Source organism: Verrucosispora sp. CNZ293 (assembly GCF_002754655.1).
Map to the genome: position 1 here is coordinate 4,544,484 of NZ_PEFR01000001.1, position 19,158 is coordinate 4,563,641.

Annotated in this window: 24 protein-coding genes and 3 tRNA genes; 17 read left to right on the plus strand and 10 right to left on the minus strand. The window is 71.6% G+C overall.

Translation table 11 applies throughout. From position 1 onward, the window contains the following. The first annotated feature begins 50 nt into the window (after positions 1-50). The 7 genes from crtI to CLT74_RS20775 all read left to right on the plus strand — a co-directional run bounded on the left by crtI (position 51) and on the right by CLT74_RS20775 (position 4,480). Positions 51-1,532 carry a phytoene desaturase family protein gene (gene crtI, locus CLT74_RS20745; protein WP_099848073.1) on the plus strand — a complete coding sequence of 494 codons (1,482 nt, stop codon included), beginning with the start codon at positions 51-53 and terminating at the stop codon, positions 1,530-1,532. Between the two features lie 55 nt (positions 1,533-1,587). Further along, positions 1,588-2,178 carry an isopentenyl-diphosphate Delta-isomerase gene (gene idi, locus CLT74_RS20750; RefSeq protein WP_099852492.1) on the plus strand — a complete coding sequence of 197 codons (591 nt, stop codon included), beginning with the start codon at positions 1,588-1,590 and terminating at the stop codon, positions 2,176-2,178. Then, positions 2,168-3,109: a MerR family transcriptional regulator gene (locus CLT74_RS20755; protein ID WP_099848075.1), complete on the plus strand. Its 942-nt coding sequence runs from the start codon at positions 2,168-2,170 to the stop codon at positions 3,107-3,109. The genes idi and CLT74_RS20755 overlap by 11 nt, the downstream gene beginning before the upstream one ends. Positions 3,110-3,186: 77 nt before the next feature. Continuing rightward, positions 3,187-3,969: a polysaccharide deacetylase family protein gene (locus CLT74_RS20760; protein WP_099848077.1), complete on the plus strand. Its 783-nt coding sequence runs from the start codon at positions 3,187-3,189 to the stop codon at positions 3,967-3,969. Between the two features lie 154 nt (positions 3,970-4,123). Then, positions 4,124-4,196 (plus strand) — tRNA-Glu (locus tag CLT74_RS20765). Between the two features lie 33 nt (positions 4,197-4,229). Beyond that, a tRNA-Asp gene (locus CLT74_RS20770) sits at positions 4,230-4,303 on the plus strand. Between the two features lie 103 nt (positions 4,304-4,406). Next, positions 4,407-4,480 (plus strand) — tRNA-Phe (locus tag CLT74_RS20775). A 67-nt stretch (positions 4,481-4,547) separates the two neighbouring features. On the opposite strand, the gene CLT74_RS20780 is transcribed toward CLT74_RS20775, so the two are convergent. Then, positions 4,548-4,874 (minus strand): hypothetical protein, encoded by a 327-nt coding sequence (locus CLT74_RS20780; protein WP_099848080.1) that lies wholly within the window; start codon positions 4,872-4,874, stop codon positions 4,548-4,550. Between the two features lie 80 nt (positions 4,875-4,954). On the opposite strand from CLT74_RS20780, the gene CLT74_RS20785 reads away from it, so the two are divergent. From CLT74_RS20785 to CLT74_RS20795, 4 genes are read left to right on the plus strand one after another with little or no spacing between them, the layout of a single operon-like run. Beyond that, complete coding sequence (locus CLT74_RS20785; RefSeq protein ID WP_099848082.1) at positions 4,955-5,320, plus strand: hypothetical protein; 366 nt, start codon at positions 4,955-4,957, stop codon at positions 5,318-5,320. Further along, positions 5,317-5,763 (plus strand): MerR family transcriptional regulator, encoded by a 447-nt coding sequence (locus CLT74_RS20790; RefSeq protein WP_099848084.1) that lies wholly within the window; start codon positions 5,317-5,319, stop codon positions 5,761-5,763. Before CLT74_RS20785 ends, CLT74_RS20790 begins: the two co-directional genes overlap by 4 nt. Next, complete coding sequence (locus CLT74_RS30260; protein WP_143697192.1) at positions 5,750-6,124, plus strand: hypothetical protein; 375 nt, start codon at positions 5,750-5,752, stop codon at positions 6,122-6,124. Before CLT74_RS20790 ends, CLT74_RS30260 begins: the two co-directional genes overlap by 14 nt. Then, on the plus strand, positions 6,121-6,819 hold the full coding sequence (locus tag CLT74_RS20795) for a cation efflux transmembrane domain-containing protein (protein WP_099848086.1): 699 nt from the start codon (positions 6,121-6,123) through the stop codon (positions 6,817-6,819). The genes CLT74_RS30260 and CLT74_RS20795 overlap by 4 nt, the downstream gene beginning before the upstream one ends. Before the next feature lie 208 nt (positions 6,820-7,027). On the opposite strand, the gene CLT74_RS31470 is transcribed toward CLT74_RS20795, so the two are convergent. Beyond that, complete coding sequence (locus CLT74_RS31470) at positions 7,028-8,089, minus strand: hypothetical protein (RefSeq protein ID WP_486582435.1); 1,062 nt, start codon at positions 8,087-8,089, stop codon at positions 7,028-7,030. A gap of 197 nt (positions 8,090-8,286) precedes the next feature. Here CLT74_RS31470 and CLT74_RS20805 point away from each other — a divergent pair, with 197 nt between their 5' ends. Continuing rightward, positions 8,287-8,799 carry an SRPBCC family protein gene (locus CLT74_RS20805; RefSeq protein WP_099848089.1) on the plus strand — a complete coding sequence of 171 codons (513 nt, stop codon included), beginning with the start codon at positions 8,287-8,289 and terminating at the stop codon, positions 8,797-8,799. A gap of 37 nt (positions 8,800-8,836) precedes the next feature. Here the strand turns inward: CLT74_RS20805 and CLT74_RS20810 are convergent, their stop codons facing one another. Next, positions 8,837-9,226: a hypothetical protein gene (locus CLT74_RS20810; protein WP_099852494.1), complete on the minus strand. Its 390-nt coding sequence runs from the start codon at positions 9,224-9,226 to the stop codon at positions 8,837-8,839. Between the two features lie 154 nt (positions 9,227-9,380). Between CLT74_RS20810 and CLT74_RS20815 the strand changes: the two genes are divergently transcribed. Then, on the plus strand, positions 9,381-10,739 hold the full coding sequence (locus tag CLT74_RS20815; RefSeq protein WP_099848092.1) for an ABC transporter substrate-binding protein: 1,359 nt from the start codon (positions 9,381-9,383) through the stop codon (positions 10,737-10,739). Between the two features lie 89 nt (positions 10,740-10,828). Here CLT74_RS20815 and CLT74_RS20820 read toward each other — a convergent pair whose 3' ends face one another. Both CLT74_RS20820 and CLT74_RS20825 read right to left on the minus strand, forming a co-directional pair. Next, complete coding sequence (locus CLT74_RS20820) at positions 10,829-11,566, minus strand: enoyl-CoA hydratase/isomerase family protein (protein WP_199172231.1); 738 nt, start codon at positions 11,564-11,566, stop codon at positions 10,829-10,831. After that, a complete protein-coding gene (locus CLT74_RS20825) occupies positions 11,563-12,507 on the minus strand; it encodes a 3-hydroxyacyl-CoA dehydrogenase family protein (protein WP_099848094.1) in 945 nt (314 codons plus the stop codon). The genes CLT74_RS20820 and CLT74_RS20825 overlap by 4 nt, the downstream gene beginning before the upstream one ends. Positions 12,508-12,701: 194 nt before the next feature. Between CLT74_RS20825 and CLT74_RS20830 the strand changes: the two genes are divergently transcribed. Then, positions 12,702-12,998, plus strand: a complete 297-nt coding sequence (locus CLT74_RS20830; RefSeq protein WP_099852498.1) for a hypothetical protein — start codon at positions 12,702-12,704, stop codon at positions 12,996-12,998. Between the two features lie 90 nt (positions 12,999-13,088). On the opposite strand, the gene CLT74_RS20835 is transcribed toward CLT74_RS20830, so the two are convergent. Further along, on the minus strand, positions 13,089-13,871 hold the full coding sequence (locus CLT74_RS20835) for a methyltransferase domain-containing protein (RefSeq protein ID WP_099848096.1): 783 nt from the start codon (positions 13,869-13,871) through the stop codon (positions 13,089-13,091). Between the two features lie 54 nt (positions 13,872-13,925). Between CLT74_RS20835 and CLT74_RS20840 the strand changes: the two genes are divergently transcribed. Next, positions 13,926-14,306, plus strand: coding sequence for a PPOX class F420-dependent oxidoreductase (locus tag CLT74_RS20840; protein ID WP_099848098.1), 381 nt, complete (start codon positions 13,926-13,928; stop codon positions 14,304-14,306). Positions 14,307-14,399: 93 nt separating this feature from the next. Here CLT74_RS20840 and CLT74_RS20845 read toward each other — a convergent pair whose 3' ends face one another. Next, positions 14,400-14,609 (minus strand): BldC family transcriptional regulator, encoded by a 210-nt coding sequence (locus CLT74_RS20845; RefSeq protein ID WP_007073996.1) that lies wholly within the window; start codon positions 14,607-14,609, stop codon positions 14,400-14,402. A gap of 252 nt (positions 14,610-14,861) precedes the next feature. After that, positions 14,862-15,701, minus strand: a complete 840-nt coding sequence (locus tag CLT74_RS20850) for a DUF8083 family protein (RefSeq protein WP_099852500.1) — start codon at positions 15,699-15,701, stop codon at positions 14,862-14,864. A 273-nt stretch (positions 15,702-15,974) separates the two neighbouring features. On the opposite strand from CLT74_RS20850, the gene CLT74_RS20855 reads away from it, so the two are divergent. Together CLT74_RS20855 and CLT74_RS20860 are read left to right on the plus strand one after the other, a co-directional pair. Further along, positions 15,975-17,057: a Glu/Leu/Phe/Val dehydrogenase dimerization domain-containing protein gene (locus tag CLT74_RS20855; protein ID WP_099848101.1), complete on the plus strand. Its 1,083-nt coding sequence runs from the start codon at positions 15,975-15,977 to the stop codon at positions 17,055-17,057. A gap of 293 nt (positions 17,058-17,350) precedes the next feature. Next, on the plus strand, positions 17,351-17,563 hold the full coding sequence (locus CLT74_RS20860; RefSeq protein ID WP_093403828.1) for a DUF3073 domain-containing protein: 213 nt from the start codon (positions 17,351-17,353) through the stop codon (positions 17,561-17,563). A 146-nt stretch (positions 17,564-17,709) separates the two neighbouring features. Here the strand turns inward: CLT74_RS20860 and amcA are convergent, their stop codons facing one another. Beyond that, positions 17,710-17,946 (minus strand): multiple cyclophane-containing RiPP AmcA, encoded by a 237-nt coding sequence (amcA, locus tag CLT74_RS20865; RefSeq protein ID WP_099848103.1) that lies wholly within the window; start codon positions 17,944-17,946, stop codon positions 17,710-17,712. Further along, entirely contained in the window at positions 17,915-19,018 is a 1,104-nt protein-coding gene (gene amcB / locus CLT74_RS20870) for a cyclophane-forming radical SAM peptide maturase AmcB (protein WP_486582749.1), read from the minus strand. The genes amcA and amcB overlap by 32 nt, the downstream gene beginning before the upstream one ends. Positions 19,019-19,158: the final 140 nt, after the last annotated feature.

Consider the following 19,158-nt stretch of genomic DNA (forward strand, 5'->3'; position numbering starts at 1 on the left):
GCGTCGGGAAACTCCCGAGGTTTCCCGGTCTCCCAGAGAGGTGGTCATCGGTGCGGACCGTTGACGGGCGTACTGACCAGGTGGTCGTCGTCGGGGCCGGCCTCGGCGGGCTGGCCTGCGCGCTGCACCTGGCGGGCAGCGGACGCCAGGTGACGGTGCTGGAACGCGAGGCGGTGCCGGGCGGGCGGGCCGGCCGACTCAGCGTCGACGGCTACGAGTTCGACACCGGCCCCACGGTGCTCACCATGCCCGATCTGATCGCCGAGGCGCTCGCCGCGGTCGGCGAGGAGCTGACCGACTGGCTCGATCTGATGCCGCTCGACCCGGCCTACCGCGCCTACTACCCGGACGGCTCCACGCTCGACGTGCTCACCGACACCACCGCGATGGCGGCGGAGATCTCCCGGGTCTGCGGGCCCCGGGAGGCCGACGGCTACCTACGCTTCGTCGACTTCGCCCGGAACCTGTGGCGACTGGAGCGGGCCGACTTCATCGAGCGCAATCTCGACGCCCCCACCGACCTGCTCACGGGCAACCTGCTCAAACTCGTTGCCACGGGTGCCTTCCGTCGGCTGCAAACGAAGATCGATCAGTTCTTCCGGGACCCGCGCACCCGACGGATCTTCTCCTTCCAGGCGATGTACGCCGGCCTCGCCCCGCACGACGCGCTGGCCATCTACGCGGTCATCGCGTACCTCGACTCGGTGGCCGGGGTCTTCTTCCCGCGCGGCGGCATCCACGCCGTCTCCCGAGGGCTGGCCGGCGCCGCCGAGAAGCACGGCGTGCGGATCCGGTACGGAACGACTGTCACCCGGGTGGAGACCGCGAACGGTCGAGCCACAGGTGTGGTGACCGCTGACGGGGAGTTCGTCCCCGCCGACGCCGTGGTGCTCAACCCCGACCTTCCGGTGGCCTACCGCGACCTGCTGCCGCCGACCCGGCAGCGCCGGCTCACCTACTCGCCCTCGTGTGTCGTGCTGCACGTCGGCTCGACCCAGGGCTACGGACGCATCGCCCATCACAACATCCACTTCGGGCGGGCCTGGCAGGGCACCTTCGACGAGGTCATCCGGCGGGGAAACCTGATGTCCGATCCGTCCCTGCTGGTCACCAACCCGAGCCGGACGGACCCGGCGGTGGCCCCCAGTGGCCGGCACACCTACTACGTGCTGGCTCCGGTGCCGAACCTCGACCGGGCACCGTTCGACTGGCGCGGCGACCTCACCGCCCGCTACACCGACCAGCTCATCACCACGCTGGAGGAGCGCGGCTACGTCGGCTTCGGCGCGGGCGTGGAGGTGCTGCGGGCGATCACTCCGGCGGAGTGGGCCGAGCAGGGCATGGCGGCCGGTACGCCGTTCGCCTCCGCGCACACCCTGTTCCAGACGGGCCCGTTCCGGCCGTCGAACCTGCACCGCTCGCTGTCCAACGTGGTGTTCGTCGGCTCGGGCACCCAACCCGGCGTCGGCGTACCGATGGTTCTCATCTCCGGCAAGCTCGCCGCCGCCCGGATCACCGGGGAGCAGCGATGATCTCGAACAGCGAGGCGGTGCCGAGCCCCACGCTCGGGAACGGTGGGTGGCGCTGATGCCGCAGTCCCGGGAAAGTCATCTCGTCGAGCTGGTCGACGACGCCGGTCAGCCCGTCGGGGAGGCCACTGTGGCCGCCGCCCACCAGCCGCCCGGTCAGTTGCACCGGGCGTTCTCCGTGCTGCTCGTGGCGCCCGACGGCCGGGTGCTGCTCCAGCGACGCGCCGCGACGAAGACCCGCTTCCCCTTGCGCTGGGCGAACTCCTGCTGCGGCCACCCCAATCCCGGTGAGGACCTGGCCGAGGCCGCCAACCGGCGGCTGTCGGAGGAACTGGGCGCCGGACCGGTACCGCTGAGCGAGATCGGCGTCTACGTCTACCGGGCCGAGGATCCGGCCACCGGGCGGGTCGAGGTCGAGTACGACCACGTCCTGCGCGGCGAGTTTCCCACCGACGGGCCACTACGCCCGGAGCCGGCCGAGGTGGCGGAGCTGCGCTGGGCCGAGCCGACCCAGCTGGCCGCCGCGCTCCACCGCGATCCCGACACCTACGCACCGTGGCTTGGTGGCGTACTGGATCGGCTGCTGCAACCCGCGAAACCGCCCGGGCGGCCGGCCGACGACGCGCCGGAGCGGCCGGGTGGCCGATGAGGCGCTGAGCGCGGGCGTCGTCGCCCAGCGCCTGGGGGTCGCGGTGACCACACTGCGCACCTGGCACCAGCGGTACGGCCTCGGGCCCAGCCAGCACATTCCGGGTCACCACCGGCGCTACACCCCCGCCGACCTGGCCCGGCTCGAGGTGATGCGGCGGCTCACCGCCGACGGGGTCAGCCCCGCCGAGGCGGCCAGATGGGCCCGCCAGGCACCCGACGCCCTCGCGTCCGTCGGCGTCTCCGCCGGCAAGCGCAGACGACGGGACGGCGGCGGTACGACCATCCCGGTCGGTCGGGCCGGTCCGGCGGCCCGGGGGCTGGCCCGGGCGGCGATGCGACTGGACGCCGAGGCGATCAGTGAGACGATCTCCCGCGCCATCGCCGCCGACGGTGTGGTGACGACCTGGGACCGGCTGTTGCGTCCGCTGCTCGTCGGTATCGGCGAGCGGCACGTCGCCACCGGCGCGCTGATCGAGGTCGAGCACCTGGTGTCCCGTTGTGTCTCGGCGACGTTGGGCGCGGTGGCGTCCGCCGGCCCCGCTGCCGGGCCACCGCGCGTCCTGCTCTCCTGTGCCGACGAGGAGCAGCACAGCCTGCCGCTGGAGGCGCTGGCCGCGGCGCTGGCCGAGGCCGGCGTCGGCTACCGGATGCTCGGTGCCCGGGTGCCGGTGACGGCGCTGCTCGCTGCGATCGACCGGACCGGACCGGCTGCCGTGGTGCTCTGGTCGCAGACTCGGGCCACCGCCGACCCGGCCCAGCTCACCGCCCTGCTCTCCGCGCCGAGCCGGCCGCTGCTGGTGCTCGCGGCCGGCCCGGGTTGGCCGGCCCGGAATCTGCCGGCCGGGGTGGTCCGTCCGACCGACCTGACCGAGGCGGTCTCGCTCACCGTCGCCGTGCACGACTCCCTGAATCGTCCGGCCGCTTCCTGACCCCGTGGGTCCACCCAGATCGGGTGAACTAGCGTCGGGGGGTCCGCGATCCCCGAACCCCCTCTCGGGAGCGAACGATGCGTCACCGTGTCCTGCTGGTTGTCCTGGTCGTCCTGCTCGTTGCCGGCTGCGGCGCTGGCGGTGACGGCACCCCGGAGGCCACCGCCCCGTCGAGCCCGCCTCCCTCGGCCGCCCTTCCGCCGGAGGCGAGCCCCTCGCCGACCCGCACTGTGCCGCCGAAGCCGGCGCTACGACCGCTGCCGGCGAAGCTGCCGGCCGGCCTGGTCCGCACCACCGGCACCAGGAAGGTGGCCCTCACCTTCGACGACGGACCCGACCCGGCCTGGACGCCGACGGTGCTCGACCGGTTGAAGGCGGCCAAGGTGAAAGCCACCTTCTGCGTGGTGGGTACCCAGGTCCGCAAGCACCCGGGCCTGCTGCGGCGGATCGTCCGGGAGGGGCACCAGCTCTGCAACCACAGCTGGAACCACGATCTCGACCTGGCCCGGCGGCCGGTCCCCGAGATCCGCGCCGACCTGGTCCGCACGAACCGGGAGATCCGGCGGGCGGTACCCGACGCGAAGGTGCCGTTCTACCGCCAGCCCGGGGGCCGGTGGACCGCCGAGGTGGTGAAGGTCGCCAAGCAGCTCGACATGCGCTCGTTGCACTGGACCGTCGACCCGCAGGACTGGGCCAAGCCGACCGCGGCCACCATCGAGAAGCGGGTGAAGCGGTCAGCCCGCCCCGGTGCCGTTGTCCTGCTGCACGACGGGGGCGGCAACCGCTCGGCCACCCTCGCGGCCTGCGCCAAGGTGATAAGCGGCCTGAAGCGCGACCACGGCGTCGCCAGACTTACCTAGACCACCTCCGAGCTGGTGTTTTCCGGGGCGTTGTGGCTGCCGCCATACCGGTTTGGTCGACCGGTACGCCATCACGTATGCTTTCGAAGCCTCCGGCGGGGCCGGATGGGAGCAAGTCCGTTCAACGTTGCGAGTGTGCAATGATGGCGGGGCCGCCCTCATCGTCTAGCGGCCCAGGACGCCGCCCTTTCAAGGCGGTAGCACGGGTTCGAATCCCGTTGGGGGCACGGTCCGGCTCAGGCCGGAGGCAACACCAGCAAGGTCCTGTGGAGCAGTTGGAGTGCTCGCCGCCCTGTCAAGGCGGAGGTCGCGGGTTCAAGTCCCGTCAGGACCGCAAGCGCTGACGCCGCGCAACTCGCGCGGCGTTCTGCGTATCGGGGCATGTGACCCGTCCCAGCGGCGATCCCGCAGGTTGGGTAGCATGAGCCGAGCACCACGGCCAGGTAGCTCAGTTGGTACGAGCGTCCGACTGAAAATCGGAAGGTCGGCGGTTCGACCCCGCCCCTGGCCACATAGCCTTTCGCCGGGCTATTGCGACGCCGATCAGCGGAAACGCCGGTCGGCGTTTTGCTTTGGGGTCAGCGCCGGAGCAGGCCGAACCATCCCATCGCGCCCACCAGCAGGAGCAGTGCCAGTGCGAACAGCGCCCGCCCGAGCATGACGGGCACGGGGGCGAGCAGCGGCACCTGCTGGACGAGCAGGCTCGCACCGAGCAGCGCGAGGAAGCCACCACGACGGAGCGGCTCGGACCGCTGGCTCTCGGTCAGCCGCGCCACCCGCACCCAGACGGTGGGGAACCGTCGCGTCACCGCGACCCGCACGCCGAGGACGACCACGACAAGGCCGAGGAGCACGCTGACGGTACTCAGGGCGCCCCACACCGGGTCCGGCTGATCGATCGTCACGCGACCAATCATCCAAGTGAGGTCAATGTCCGGCTCCGGAGCTTGCATCCGGTACCCGGGTACAGGCTTACCGTCGGGATATGAGTGACCAGGACATCACCACCGGAGAGGCCGGAGCGGCGTGGGTGCCGGAGGCCTGCACCCTGCCGACGGCGGAACGACCGCTGCGGCTCGCCGAGTTCGACAGGTTCCTGGGCGAAGCCGTACGCGCTGCGGAGCGGGTGTCGGCGCGGCATCTGCGGCTGCGGCTCGACAGCGCGGCACAGGTGGCGGAGACCGCCCGCGATCTGACGGCACGCGAGTCGTCGTGCTGCTCGTTCTTCACCTTCGACCTGTCCCGATCCGACCCGGACTCGCTGACCCTGGATGTGCGGGTGCCAGCGGCGCAGGTCGACGTGCTGGACGCCCTCGCTGACCGGGCCGCCTCCGTACGGCGGCGGAGATGACGCCGGACGGGCTGCGCAGTGGGGAACTGGCCGATGCGGCTGGGGTCAACCAACAGACCCTGCGCTACTACGAACGACGTGGGCTGCTGACCTCCCCGCAGCGGTCGCCGGGCGGGCACCGGATCTATCCGGTCGAGACGGTCACCCTGCTACGGATCATCAAGACGGCGCAACGTCTCGGTTTCACCCTCAACGAGGTCGCCGACCTGCTCGACGCCGGCCGCCACCGGCACGGCCGCCGTACCGACAGCGGGCTGCAAGCCCGCGCCAGGGACAAACTCGCCGAGATCGAGCAGAAGCTGACGGACCTGACAGTCATCCGGGACACCCTGCGCGCCGCCATCTCCGCCGGCTGTGACGACCTGGTCGTCTGCGCTGACAGCCCCTGCTGCCCGCTGCCCTTCGCTGAACTCGCCGAGAGGAACGACAATGCCGGACACTGAGCCCCTGCCGACCTGGACCGGCCCGCAGGTGCGCCCCGCCGCCGACCTCAGGGCCCGTGGAACCGCGAGGAGAGGTCGGAAGGGATCCCCTGCCGACCGGGCGCGCCGCCTGCTGCCATCCGGTCTGACCGGGCTCGCGGCGGCGGCCTGCGCCGCCTGTTGCGTCCTGCCGGTCCTGCTGGCCGTCGGGCTCATCGGTGGCGCGGGGTGGGCGGCGGCCAACCGCTCCCTGCCCGGCGTCGCCGTCGCCCTGGCCGTCCTGGCTGGCCTGTCCTGGTGGTGGGCAAGCAGGCGTCGGCATGCCGACTGTTGTTTCGGCGGTAGCTGCTCCTGCGGCACCCCGACCGGGACGCAGACGTGAGCATCTCGGTCGTCACCTCGCAACGGCGGGCGGTGCTGTCCCGACGCAGCCTGTGGCTCGCCTACGCCACCGCCGGCTACAACCTGCTGGAGGGCCTGGTCGCCATCGCCGCCGGCGCGGCCGCCTCCTCCACCGCCCTGATCGGCTTCGGCCTGGACTCGTTCGTCGAGGTCTCCAGCGCTGCGGTGTTGATCTGGCAGTTCCGCTCCCGGGTGCCCGAGGACCGCGAGCGGCTGGCGCTGCGGCTGATCGGCCTGTCCTTCTTCGCCCTGGCCGCCTGGGTGAGCTTCGACGCGGTCCGCGCGCTGCTGGGCGGCGGAGAGGCGGATGCCAGCCCGGTCGGGATCGGCTTGGCCGTCGCCTCGCTGATCGTCATGCCGTTGCTCGTGGCCGCCAAACGTCGCACTGGCCGCGAACTCGGCTCCGCCACGGTCATGGCCGACTCCACCCAGACGTTGCTGTGCACGTACCTGTCCGCGGTGCTGCTCGTCGGTCTGCTTCTCAACGCCCTGTGGGGCTGGTCCTGGGCGGATCCGATCGCCGGGCTCGTCATCGCCGGGGTCGCCGTGCGGGAAGGCGTGCAGGCGTGGCGTGGCGAGCACTGCGACGACTGCGTACCCGTTGCGGTCGCCGACATCACCGCCGGCTCGGCCTCGGGCTGCCCCGACAACTGCTGCACCGACCGGAAGGGGTGACGGCATGGCCCGGCTCGCACTGCTGCTGCTCAGTTGGCGCGGGTTGCGGCAAGTCGCGGCCTCCAGGTCGGTGGAAAGCGCGACTTGCGGTGTCTCGTGCGGTGGCGGGTGATCGGCTGGCCCTCGGGGCGTACGCTCTCGGCCCGGTCGGCCCGCGGCGGCACGGCATCCGGTTCGCCGTGACCGCTTTCAACTGACACCGACCGGCTCACCGGTCCTGCTGTCGGCGCTGTGCGATGCCGCTCTGGATCGCCTCCCACACGCTGCGGCCGGCCTGTAGGAGCGTCTCTCCCGCCTGCTCGGCCAGCTGGCGAGTGCTGGAGCCGGGCGGGCCGTGCTCCGACGAGGCAGCCCCTTCCCGGCCCCGGCCATGCCCGCCGGCCGGTTCCTCTCGCTCCGCTCCCCGGCCCCGTCTCGGATCCCGGTCGTCGGCCCGCTCCGACTCCCGGCCTTGGCCCTGGTTGCGGTTCCGATCCTGGCCGTAGTCCCGGCTTTGGCCCTGGACCTGAGCCTGGTCGTCCGGTTCACGTCTGGGTGCCCGGTCGGCGACCGCACCGATGGCACCCACCTGCTGCCCCAGGTCGTCCGTCGCGCCACCCGGCTGCTCAGCCGCCGGACCTGACCCGCCCGGCTGTCCAGCCGCAGGACCTGACCCGCCGGCTGCCCGCTCCGAAGGGCTCGGGGAATTCTCCCGCTCATCGAGGAGCCGGCCAGCTCCGGCGGGCGGTTGGCCTGCCCGTTGGACGGTCCGGGCAGCGGCCGGTGCGGTCCGGTCCGTCACCAGGCCGGGCCGCCCGACGGCGGGTTCGGCCCGGACCACCGTCGGCCCGGCGGGTGCGGCAACGGAGGCCACCTGCTCGCCCACGGCGGCAGTCTCTCCCGCCACCCGGTGCACGTCCTCCAGGGCCGCGCTCGCGGTGCTGGCCAACGCGTCGATGACCTGCGGGTTCCGGTCGATCGTGGTCAGCGCGCGGTCGAGGATCGTCACCAGCTTCTCCAGGCGCACCTTCAGCAGGGCCTGGGCCTCGACGCCCGCCATGTCGAGTTCGACGCCCTCGACGTGTACGCGGACACCGACGTCCAGCTGGAGCAGACCGGCGAGCCGGGCCCGTAGGGACAGGTCGGCGTCCAGCCGGTCCACCGAAAGCTGGATCGAGTTGACCGAGAGCTTCGGGACGTCGAGCAGCACGTCCGGCTCGGGCTCGCCACCACCGTCCGGCCCGGTCGGCCGTCCGGCACCGAGGACCGAGGGCTCTTCGCTGTCTGTCATGTTCCCGCTCCGCCTCACCGTCGCGGACCGCCCGGCGACGTCCCCGCCGCGCATACCCGCTCAGCGGTCGGCCATCCCGACGAGGGGCGCATCGACAGCGCATCATCGATCGAAGCCGGCCAGTGCGTCGATCATCAGGCGGGACGGACATCGGAGGAAGCTGCGCAGGGAGGCACGAGCCGGTATGGTCCGGGCCTATGGGACAGGGGATGGCCGATCCTACCGACATCCAGCAGGATCTTGAGCGGTTCGGGCTCCGCAGCACCCTGTTCGTCCCTGCCTCCGCCGAGCGGGCGTACAAGGTCTTCACCGGTCGGCTCGTCGACTGGTGGGTGATCGAGTACACCTGGTCGGGGCCCGCCCTCCTGGCCGAGCTGGGCATGGAGCCCCGCCCCGGCGGGATGCTCTACGAGATCGGGCCCTACGGATTCCGTAACGACTGGGGGCGGGTACTGACCTGGGATCCGCCCCGCCGGCTGGTGTTCACCTGGCAGATCGACGCGGATCGCGTGCCGGTGCCCGATCCGGCGCGGGCCAGCGAGGTGGAGGTCCTCTTCACCCCCGCCGAATCCGGCACCCTGGTCGAGGTGGCGCACCGGCACTTCGATCGGCACGGCCCGGCCGCCGAAGGCTACCGGCGAGCCCTGACCGCCGGCTGGCACGAGCTGCTTTCCCGCTATGCCGCGACACTTATCCACTCACCGGCATGAGCTGCGCACCGGGTACCGCGACGATCGACGCGAACGGTCAGGCGGCCCGATGCCGCAGCGTCGCCACTGTCGAGCCGGCCAGGGTGAGTAGACACTCCGGCAGCAGCCCGTCGGCCGCCGCCGCACCGAACAGCGCCCGCGCGGTGTCGAGGTCGCCGTTGGCGTACGCGCTGACGAAGCGGGCCACCCACCGAGCGTCGTACCCGGCCTGGTCGATGCCGGGGAAATCCAGGGCGCAGGCCCCGGGCGGCACCGGATCGCCGACCATCGTCGCGGCCAGGCACCAGGCCACGTCGTACGCACCGGCCAGGCCGGCCCGGTCGACCACCTCGTCGAAGGTCCCCACCACCGCATCGGAGTCACCATCGAGGGCCGAGCTGAGAATGGCAGCGGCATCCTCGAACATCTGCTGTGGCGAGTCGGTCACGGACCGCACAGTACGGGTGCCAGTCAAGGAGCCCACCATGGTTACTCTCCGTACATGGCGGAGGCGACCTGCGGATAGGCCGGCCTCCACGGTCCCGCCGCCCGTCACGGCACGCTAGTCTGCGCAGCGGACCTTCGCCCGAGGAAGGACGACCATGCACATGTCACGCGGCTCGCGGACGGCCATCCTGGCTGTCTGCGCCACGGTCCTGCTCGCCACCAGCGCCTGCGGGGATGACCAGCCCGAGGAGGCGGCCGCCCAACAGGTGCGCCTCTACGGCACGGACGGCAACATGCTCAACTCGTACCCTGAGGAGTTGAAGGATCGCGCCGGTCTGGTCGACGGGATGAAGGGCACCACCCCCCTTACGCCGCTGCCGGACAACTTCAAGAACCGGCTACGGTCCGTGGATCCGAGGTTGACGGACTACCTCTACGCCGCCGAGGCGTACGACGCGGTGGTGATCAGCGCACTCGCGGCGCAGCTCGCCGGGTCGACCGATCCGGCGGCCATCGCCAAGCAGATCGTCGGCGTCACCAACGGGGGCACCGGCTGCACCTCGGTGAGCCAGTGTCTGCGGCTGGCCCGCCAGGGCACCGACATCGAGTACCGCAGCGTGTCGATCACCCGGGCCGGGTTCACGGACGCGGGCGAGCCGGCCACCGCCAGTTACGCCACCCTGCACTTCGACGGCCAGCAGCTCAACGACGCCAAGACCGAGTTCGTCGGCGCCGGTGACGAGTCGACGGCGAGCCGGAAGACACCGCCGAAGGCCAAGCGGCAGGACGGCGACTTCGCCGACCCGGCGAGCGGCGCGCCGCTGGTTCTGGGCGGCCTGCTGCCCAAGAGCGGTGACCTGGCCCTGGCCAACCCGCCGATCGCGGCCGGTGCGGCGCTGGCGCTCAAGGAGATCAACGCGGCCGACGGGGTGCTCGGCGAGGACGTGGTGTGGATCGACGGCGACGACGGCACCAGCCCGACCGTGGCCAAGGCGACAGTGGCGAGCCACATCGACGCCGGCGTACACGTGATCATCGGTGCCGGCGGCTCGGGCATCTCCGCCGCCGTACTGCCCGACGTGGTGGACGCCGGCCTGATCCTGTTCTCGCCGTCGAACACGGCGGCCGACCTGACCGACGCCGACGACAAGGGTCTCTACTTCCGCACCGCTCCGCCGGACAGCCTCCAGGGGCGGGCGCTGGCCGACGTGATCCTCCGGGACGGCCCACAGAAGATCGCCATCGTGGCGCGTGAGGACTCCTACGGCAAGGGGCTCCGCGAGGTCGTCCGGGCCGAGCTGGAGCGGGCCGGATTCGGCGGCGACAAGGTGAAGCTGCTCGGCTACGAGCCCGGCGAGGACGCCGAGGCCGCCCCGATCAACTTCGGTGAGGGCGCCAAGCAGATCAAGGAGTTCGGGGCCGACGCGGTGCTGATCATCGGCTTCAGCGAGTCAGCCGCAGTGATCCGGGCGCTCGCCGACGCCGAGGTACCACTGGCCGCGCTGGCCTCCTGATCCGACAGACGCCGACAGACGCCGACAGACGCCGACAGACGCCGACGGCCGCACCGCGCACGGTGCGGCCGTCGCCGTTTCCGGGCGTTCTAGCGCCGCCGTTCGAGGAACTCGGTCATCCGACGCTGCTTCTCCTCGTCGGTGAAGAGCACCGCCTGACTCACCAGGTCAAGCTGCGGATGTGCGGCGGCCGGGGCGTCGACGGCCAGCTTGGTCAACCGCAGCGCCAACGCCGAGCCCTTGGCCATCTCGTCGATCAGCGCGTGCGCCGCCGGCAGCAGCTCGTCCGGGGTGGCCACCACCCGGTTCACCAGGCCGATCCGCAGCGCCTCGGCCGCGTCCACCCGCCGGCCGGTGAACAGCAACTCCTTGGCCAGCGCCTCGCCCACGAGCGCCGGCAGCCGGTGGGTGGCACCGGCACCGGCCAGGATGCCGAGCCGCACCTCGGGCTGGCCGAATACCGCCCGCTCCGAGCAGACCCGAAGATCGCAGGCGTACGCCAGTTCGGCGCCGCCGCCGAGGGCCGGGCCGTCGATCGCCGCCACGGTCGGCATCGGCAGCGCCCGGATCCGGGCGAAGGCCGCCGAGTTGATCGCGGCCAGGGCGTCCAGCCGGCCGCGTTCCCGCAACTGGGCGATGTCCGCCCCACCGGCGAAGATCCCGTCGGTGCCGCCGGTCAGCAGCAGCATCCGGGGGTGCGCCTCCAACTCGGCGCACACCTCGTGCAGGGCCGCGATCAGGTCGGTGTCGATGGCGTTGCGCTTCTCCGGCCGGTCCAGCGTGACCACCATCCGGTCGGGCTGTTCCTCGACCCGCAGTCCACTCACCGGGTCACCTCCGGCGGTGCGCCCGCGTCGCCAGGGGGCGGTGCCGCCGGAGCGCTGCCGGCGGCCTCGAACGGCTCGCTGCCGCCCGAGCGCTTACCGTCGCTCCACAGGTAGAAGCCCTGCCCGGACTTCTTGCCCAGCCGGCCGGCGGCGACCAGTTCCACGAGCAGCGGCGGCGGGGCGAACCGGTCACCGTACGCGGCCTGCAAGGTACGCGCGATATCCAGGCGTACGTCCAGGCCGACCAGGTCGGTCAGCTCCAGCGGGCCGACGGGATGCCGGTAGCCGAGCACCATCGCCTTGTCGATGTCGGCGGGGCTGGCGACCCCGTCGGCGACCATCCGGATCGCCTCCAGCCCGAGCGTCACGCCCAGTCGGGACGTGGCGAAGCCCGGCATGTCGCGTACCACGACGGGGTCCTTGCCCAGCCGACCGGCGAGCGTGACGGCCGCGGCCGTGGTCTGCGGCGTGGTGGCCGGCCCGACCACGATCTCCAACAGCGCCATAGCCCAGACCGGGTTGAAGAAGTGCAGCCCGCAGAAACGCTCCGGCCGGGTCAGCTCCGCCGCGAGGTCGGCGATCGGGATGCTTGAGGTGTTGCTGCCCAGCAGCGCCGGGCCCAGCGCCTCGGCCTCGGCGAGCACGGCCCGCTTGAGGTCGGCCCGTTCGGGTACCGCCTCCACGATCACGTCCGGTGCCGGGGCGACCTCGGCGAGCCCTGCCCGCAGGGTGATCCGCGCCCGGTCGGCCGCGGCCTGTTCGGCGCTGAGCCGGCCACGCCGCACGGCCCGCTCCCAGAGTTCGGCGAGCCGCCGTACCGCCGCGTCGCCCCGCTCCCGGTCCACCTCGACAAGTTCCACGGCGTGTCCGCTGCCGGCCGCCACGTACGCGATGCCCAGACCCATCGTGCCGGCACCGACCACCACGAACCGTTCAGTCATCGCGACACCACCGCACAGTGAGAATCGGTCCCTCGCAGACGCCTCCGGCGCGCGGGGTCGCCGCCACGCCGGGTGTCAGCCCGTACGCTCCGCTCAGTCATGCTGCGACCCTATGCAGCGCCGGCCCCGGTCCCATGCGTGGGGGCGGACAGGATCGGGTACAGACCGCCGACAACCGAGGGAAGGACGAGCAGATGAGCCAGGCACCGGAGACCGTGGACGGCGCGGGCGCCGAGGGAACCGTCGAGACGCGCGGCGACGAGCGCGTCGAGCTGCTGCGTGCCGACACCAACAACGACGGCCGTACCGACGTGTGGGTGGTCGACACCGACGGTGACGGTAAGGCCGACCTGTTCCAGTTCGACACCGACGGGGACGGCAAGGTGGACGTCACGATGGTCGACATCGACGAGGACGGCCAGCCCGACGAGGTGGTCGACGGCGACGGTGGCCTGCCCCCGGAGCAGCTTCCGCCGACCATCCAGGTCTGAGCGAGAACGCCGCCCGGGCCCTCTGCTGACGCCTCCGGCGCGGCAGGGGGCCCGGTCGTCAACTGCGCCCCGTACGCCAACTCGGCCCGATCAGCCGGTCAGCCGCAGGGTGGCCAGATAGTACGGTGCGTCGCGGTCGTCCACGTCGGCCAACCGCCAGGGGGAGCCGTGCACCAGCTCGGCGAGTTCCTCGGGTGAGCAGACCAGGTAGTCGAACCAGGGTGTGCCCAGCTCGCGGTAGCGCAGCCGCAGCCGCAGCTGCCCGCCCAGGCGGCCCCGTCGCCGATTGTTCTCGTGGTACGAGGTGTGCACCGGATCCCGGGTGCCGTACGGGTCGGTGCCGTGGGCGATCACCTGCGCACCGGGGCGGGCCAGGGCCGCCAGCGCGGCGAGGAAGACCGGAGCCCGTGCCCGGCCCTCGATCAGGCCCAGGTTGTTGCCGAGCAGCAGAAAGGTGTCGTACCGCCGCCCGCTCGCGCTGGCGTGCTCGTCGACTGTGCCGTGCACCAGGTCGCGTACGCCCCGCCGGCGGCACACCCGCAACGCGCCGGCCGAGGTGTCCAGCCCGGTGACGGGTACGCCCCGTTCCTGGAGCAGCAACGCGATCCGGCCGCCGCCGACCCCGACATCCAGGGTCGCGCCGCGTACCCGGTCGACAGCCCGATGGTCGTGCGGCTGCCAGTCCTGCGGCGGGTCGAGATAGTGAGCGGCCGGCGCGCCGTTGACCAGCCCGTCGTCCCGCTCGATGATCTCGATGACCGGGCGGGGCAGGCGTCCACCGGCAAGCGGCCGGGGACCGATCCCGGTCGACACGGCCAGCGCGTCGCGCAGCATCTCCCCGAAGACGTCACCGATCCGTGGTTCCCCCGTCACACGCTTAACGCTATCCGGCCGGTCAGTCGGCCGCAGCGCCCGTATCCTGGCGGCGTGACCACGTTGGACCGCCTATCCGCGGAGAAGTACATCCTCCTGACGACGTTTCGCAAGGACGGCCGTGCGGTGCCGACCCCGGTTTGGGCGGTCCGCGACGGCGACGCCCTGGCGGTGTGGTCGGCGGCCGACGCCGGCAAGGTGAAGCGGATCCGCCGCAGCGGCAACGTCACGGTGGCCCCCTGCGACGTGCGGGGTCGGCCGCACGGGGAGGCGGTGCCTGCCCGGGCGAGCCTCTACGACGCCGGCGCGACCAACCGCATCCGTGGCCTGATCAAGCAGAAGTACCGGGTGATCGGCCGGCTGACCCTGCTGGGCAGCCGGCTGCGCCGGGGCGAGGGCGGCACCGTGGGCATCCGGGTCGAGTTGACCGAGTGAGACTCTGATCCGCTTCCGGGCCTCGCCGGGCATGGCGAAGGGCGGCGGAACGAGTCCGCCGCCCTTCGCGAAACGCTGCTATCGACCGGGTGGTCAGTCCCCCTGGCGCTGCTGCGGAATCTGCCCCTGCAGCAGTGCCCTGACCTCAGACTCGCGGTATCGGCGGTGCCCGCCGAGGGTCCGGATGGCGCTCAGCTTGCCAGCCTTCGCCCAACGGGTCACCGTCTTCGGGTCGACACGGAACATCGACGCCACCTCGGCCGGTGTGAGTAGCGGCTCTGGTTCGTGCGTTCGCGATGCCATCGGTCACTCCTCCACATGTATAGACATCGGCCGGGGTCCCGCCGGCCGACGCGTCTCCCATGGTCCGGCTAGTCCCCGATGTCCGACATGGGCCGAACGGCCGAACGTCCCTAGACGGACGGATGAACCATGCCCGATTTATACGACTTTTACACGCCAGAAAGTAACTTATTCGGACTCATGATCACGGTTCGTGATGCGTCAACTACGAAGCAGCCTCGCGTTAGAGCCTGAAGTTAGGACATTAGTGACCTAGTTGCAACGCTCCAGAAGTTGCACCGCGCGCCACCGGGCCACCAGTTTGTCGTACGCCGCCGAGGCCTCCTCCGCCTCGCCCCGGGACAGCCCGGCCAACCCGGCCGCGACCAGTTCCGGCGAGTCGTCCTCGGCCAGCGTCTCGTCGGAGAGCAGCTCGACCAGCCCGCCGTAGTCCAGTTCCACAACCGAACGCGGGTGGAACTCCTCAAGCCAGCGGGCGGCCTCCTCGACCGCCTCCGTGATCGGCGCGTCGCCCACCGACTTGCGGAGCACCGCGAGCGCCCGGGACGAACGACGACGCGCCTTGGAGATCTCCGTCCGGAAGCGCAGCGAGCGACGGTCGGGGACGGTCACGTGGTTGCGTTCCTGCGCCTCGAAGAGCACGAACCAGCGCAGTGGCACGCCCCAGGTGGCGATCTGCTCGTGCACCCGGGGCACCCCGTGCTCCAGCACCCGTGCCCCGCTGCGCCAGTCCTCCACCACCGCCTTGGCCTGCCCGGCCAGCACCGGCGGCACGAAGGCGTCGGCCAGCACCGGCGGTACGCCGTCCCGCGCGCTCAACGCCGCCTCGGCCACCCGGATCCGCAGGTTCCACGGGCACACCAGCAGGGTCTCGTCGGTCTCCAGCACGTACGCCTCGTCCGGGAGATCGGGCAGCCGCGTCCAACCGGCGCCGAGCGCCTCGATCACGGCAGTCCGCTGCCGGCCCGGCCCTTCGACCGGCGCGACGGCCCGCCCCTGCTCGACGTAGCGGCGCCAGTAGGACTGGCGATCCCGGTCGAAGGCGGTCAGCGGCTCGTACACGCGCAGGTATGAAGCGAAGAGCGACGGCACGGCGCGATCCTCCCACGAGCGGCAAGCCGAGCGTTGCTCGGCGTCACCGCGCGACACGGCGCGGCGCAGGACCAATCCGGGCAAAGCCGGTTAGCGACCGCCTGCTCGCGGCGACTGCGGAGCCGGGACGGGCCGCCCGCTGGGCGGGACGGCGACTACTCGGGAGAGCGGCGCGGCCCGCGCCGATACTAGGCTCGCAGCACCGGCAGCATCCCCGCCGACGTTGACCAGGTCCGCGCCTCACAAGGGCGCCCGCCGACACAGGAGCCAGTCATGGGCGTATTCGCCACCACGGACGACCCGGAGTCCACGGGTCACGAGCAGGTCGTGTTCTGCCAGGACAAGCAGACCGGCCTGAAGGCGATCATCGGCATCTACTCCACCGCGCTGGGTCCCGCACTCGGTGGCACCCGCTTCTACCCGTACGACAGCGAGGCCGCCGCCCTCGCCGACGTGCTCGACCTTTCGCGCGGCATGGCGTACAAGAACGCCCTCGCCGGCCTGGATCTGGGCGGCGGCAAGGCGGTCATCTGGGGCGACCCCGAGCAGATCAAGAGCGAGGCGCTGCTGCGCGCCTACGGCCGCTTCGTGCAGTCGCTGGGCGGCCGGTACTACACCGCCTGCGATGTCGGCACCTACGTGCCGGACATGGACGTGATCGCCCGGGAGACCCGCTACGTCACCGGCCGCAGCGTCGAGCACGGCGGGGCGGGCGACTCCTCGATCCTCACCGCCTGGGGCGTCTTCCAGGGCATGCGGGCGGCGGCCGAGCACGTCTGGGGCGTACCGACCCTGCACGGCCGACGGGTGGGCGTCGCCGGGCTGGGCAAGGTCGGCAAGTACCTCGTCGGTCACCTGGTGGAGGACGGGGCCGAGGTGGTCGCCACCGACGTCAGCCCGCGGGCGCTGGACTGGGCCCGCACCACGCACCCCGAGGTCCACCTCGTCGACGACGTCTCCGCGCTCGTCTCCGCCGACATCGACGTGTACGCCCCCTGCGCCCTCGGCGGCGCCCTGGACGACGACACGGTGGCGGCGCTGCGGGCCAAGGTGGTCGCCGGGGCGGCCAACAACCAGCTCGCCCACTCGGGCGTGGAGAAGCTGCTCGCCGACCGGGGCATCCTCTACGCCCCCGATTACGTGGTGAACGCCGGCGGTGTGATCCAGGTCGCGGACGAGATCGAGGGCTTCGACTTCGAGCGGGCCAAGCTGCGCGCCACCCGGATCTACGACACCACGCGGGAGATCCTCCGCCTCGCCGACACCGACGGCGTACCGCCGGCCGTGGCGGCCGACCGGCTGGCCGAGCGACGGATGGCCGAGATCGGCCGGCTGCGCGCGATCCACCTGCGCTGACGACGCGCCGTCGGGGGCGGGCCGCTGGTCCCGCCCCTGACGTCCCTGGGCGACTAAGCTGAAGATACGACGCGTTCGTGGAGATTTGCCCCATGTCAGGACCGTTCCCGGCATCGCTCCTTACCGGGTACACTGGGTGACGACCTGACAACCGCAACGCGCGGCCATGGTCATAGGTAACCCGAGGTGCCGAACGGTGGCATCCCCATGTACCGTAAGAGCCACGAGAGATGCCTGACGTCATCGGGGCCCGCCTTCGGGCTGCCCCGCATTCTGTGCGAGGGGGTCGAGCCATGGGGCGCGGCCGTGCTAAGGCCAAGCAGACAAAGGTGGCCCGGGAGCTGAAGTACCACTCCCCGAACACCGACCTCGCCGCCTTGCAGCGAGAACTCGGCGGCAGCGGCAAGTCGGACCGCAATTTCGACGACGACTACAAAGAGTACGTCGACGATGACGAGGACCACTCCGACGACGACCCGGACAACTGGGTCCGTCCGACCCGCTGACCCCCGGTCACATCTGAGCACGCGGTGACTGCCCGCGTGCTCACGCATGTGCCCGCTACACAGCGGCATGCAGCACCCGACGAGTCGAGGGCCCGCCACGGCCGGACGATGCTCCGGCGGCGTGGCGGGCCCTCGACACCGACTGGTCAGCGGGGACGGTTGTTCCAGTTGTAGAAGGTCGGGATGTTCTCGAAGTGGTTCCAGGCGCAGACCGCACTGGCCCCGTCGCCACCCGCCACCTCCGCCCGTAGTTGACGCGCGACCTCGGCCTCGTGGAGCAGGGCGTTGAGCCCGGCAGCCGCCTCCCGCACCCGGTCGGCGACCCGGTCGGGCTCGTCTCCCGTCACGGTCTCAGGCTCCCGGTGACTGGTGATCTCGGGCATGCTCCAACACTCCCTCCAGTAGGCGGATCTTGCTGTTGCGGCAGTGCTCGGTCTCCGTACCGTCAAAACGCCCCAGCTCGAAGTAGCGGTTGGCCGCGTGGCCACCGCCACAGAAACCGAAATACGGGCAGGAGGAGCGACACGCCTCCACACCGTCGATGAACTCGCCGACCCAGGGGGTGCGCCCCGCGCCGGCCAGGATGGTGTGCAACGGGGTGGTGAGCACACTTCCGCTGGTGAAGTCGCCGTAGCGGGGGTCGGTGAAGCCGGCCAGCTCGGGCGAGAGCACCACGACCGAGCCGTCGTACGCCACGGTCGGTATCGGGTCGAGCCGACGGGGCAGCAGGTCGTCAGCGGTACCGTCGAGCACCGCGGCGGCGTACCGCAACGACCACTCCACCTCCCGCAGGTGGATCCGGGGATTCCGCCGCCAGGCCGAGAGCAGCTCGGCCCAGAACCCGGTCACCGCCGAGGCCTCGTGGGCGTTGTCCCGGGTGTTGACTCCCTCGGTCTCCTCGATGTTGACGCCGAGCACCTCACACCCGAGGTCGAGGAAGTAGTCGTACAGCTCGGTGGCCCGGCCGGGAGACGGGTCGTTGACCACCGCGAGCGCCGAGAACGGCAGGCCGTGCCGACGCAGCGCGGACACCCCCCGGACGATCCGGTCGTACGCCGGTCGGTGCGCCCGGGTGACCCGCTCGCCGTTGCGTTCCCGCGGCCCGTCCACGCTCACGCTGACCCGCATCCGGTGCTCGGCGAAGAACTCGCACCAGGCGTCGTCGATAAGGGTGGCGTTGGTCTGGACGTGGTGCTCCACCTCGGGCCCGAAGGGCGCCATCAGCGCCGCCAACCGCTCCCGACCGGCCGCGAGCGGCTCCCCGCCGTGCCAGACCACGGAGAACCGGTCGGTGGACGCCCACCGGTTCACCGAGGCGGCCACCGCCTCGGCCACCGCCACCGGCATCTGCCGGTCCGCCGCCCGAAATGGCAGATAGCAGTACGCACAGTCGAGATTGCAGAGGGTGGTCGGCTGCATCACGACGTACGACGGGACGGTGGCCAGGCCCCGCATCCCGCCCAATGACCGTCCCCGCGCAGCCATCGCCCTCCTCCGTAGCGGTCTTGGGCTGCCGGGCGCGACCCGGCATGGGCGCGCCCCACAGCTTTCGAGGGTGCCCTTCAGGCTAGGCGGCGACGGCCACTCGGGTGAAG

Excerpts from the sequence above, each read along its gene's own strand:
- amcA (WP_099848103.1), bottom strand. The coding sequence starts at position 17,946 with ATGCCCGAGATCACCAGTCACCGGGAGCCTGAGACCGTGACGGGAGAC.
- CLT74_RS20845 (WP_007073996.1), bottom strand. The coding sequence starts at position 14,609 with ATGGCATCGCGAACGCACGAACCAGAGCCGCTACTCACACCGGCCGAG.
- CLT74_RS20830 (WP_099852498.1), top strand. The coding sequence starts at position 12,702 with ATGAGCCAGGCACCGGAGACCGTGGACGGCGCGGGCGCCGAGGGAACC.
- CLT74_RS20815 (WP_099848092.1), top strand. The coding sequence starts at position 9,381 with ATGCACATGTCACGCGGCTCGCGGACGGCCATCCTGGCTGTCTGCGCC.
- idi (WP_099852492.1), top strand. The coding sequence starts at position 1,588 with ATGCCGCAGTCCCGGGAAAGTCATCTCGTCGAGCTGGTCGACGACGCC.
- CLT74_RS20790 (WP_099848084.1), top strand. The coding sequence starts at position 5,317 with ATGACGCCGGACGGGCTGCGCAGTGGGGAACTGGCCGATGCGGCTGGG.
- CLT74_RS30260 (WP_143697192.1), top strand. The coding sequence starts at position 5,750 with ATGCCGGACACTGAGCCCCTGCCGACCTGGACCGGCCCGCAGGTGCGC.
- CLT74_RS20785 (WP_099848082.1), top strand. The coding sequence starts at position 4,955 with ATGAGTGACCAGGACATCACCACCGGAGAGGCCGGAGCGGCGTGGGTG.
- CLT74_RS31470 (WP_486582435.1), bottom strand. The coding sequence starts at position 8,089 with ATGACAGACAGCGAAGAGCCCTCGGTCCTCGGTGCCGGACGGCCGACC.
- CLT74_RS20860 (WP_093403828.1), top strand. The coding sequence starts at position 17,351 with ATGGGGCGCGGCCGTGCTAAGGCCAAGCAGACAAAGGTGGCCCGGGAG.
- CLT74_RS20805 (WP_099848089.1), top strand. The coding sequence starts at position 8,287 with ATGGGACAGGGGATGGCCGATCCTACCGACATCCAGCAGGATCTTGAG.
- CLT74_RS20855 (WP_099848101.1), top strand. The coding sequence starts at position 15,975 with ATGGGCGTATTCGCCACCACGGACGACCCGGAGTCCACGGGTCACGAG.
- amcB (WP_486582749.1), bottom strand. The coding sequence starts at position 19,018 with ATGCGGGGCCTGGCCACCGTCCCGTCGTACGTCGTGATGCAGCCGACC.
- CLT74_RS20825 (WP_099848094.1), bottom strand. The coding sequence starts at position 12,507 with ATGACTGAACGGTTCGTGGTGGTCGGTGCCGGCACGATGGGTCTGGGC.
- CLT74_RS20760 (WP_099848077.1), top strand. The coding sequence starts at position 3,187 with ATGCGTCACCGTGTCCTGCTGGTTGTCCTGGTCGTCCTGCTCGTTGCC.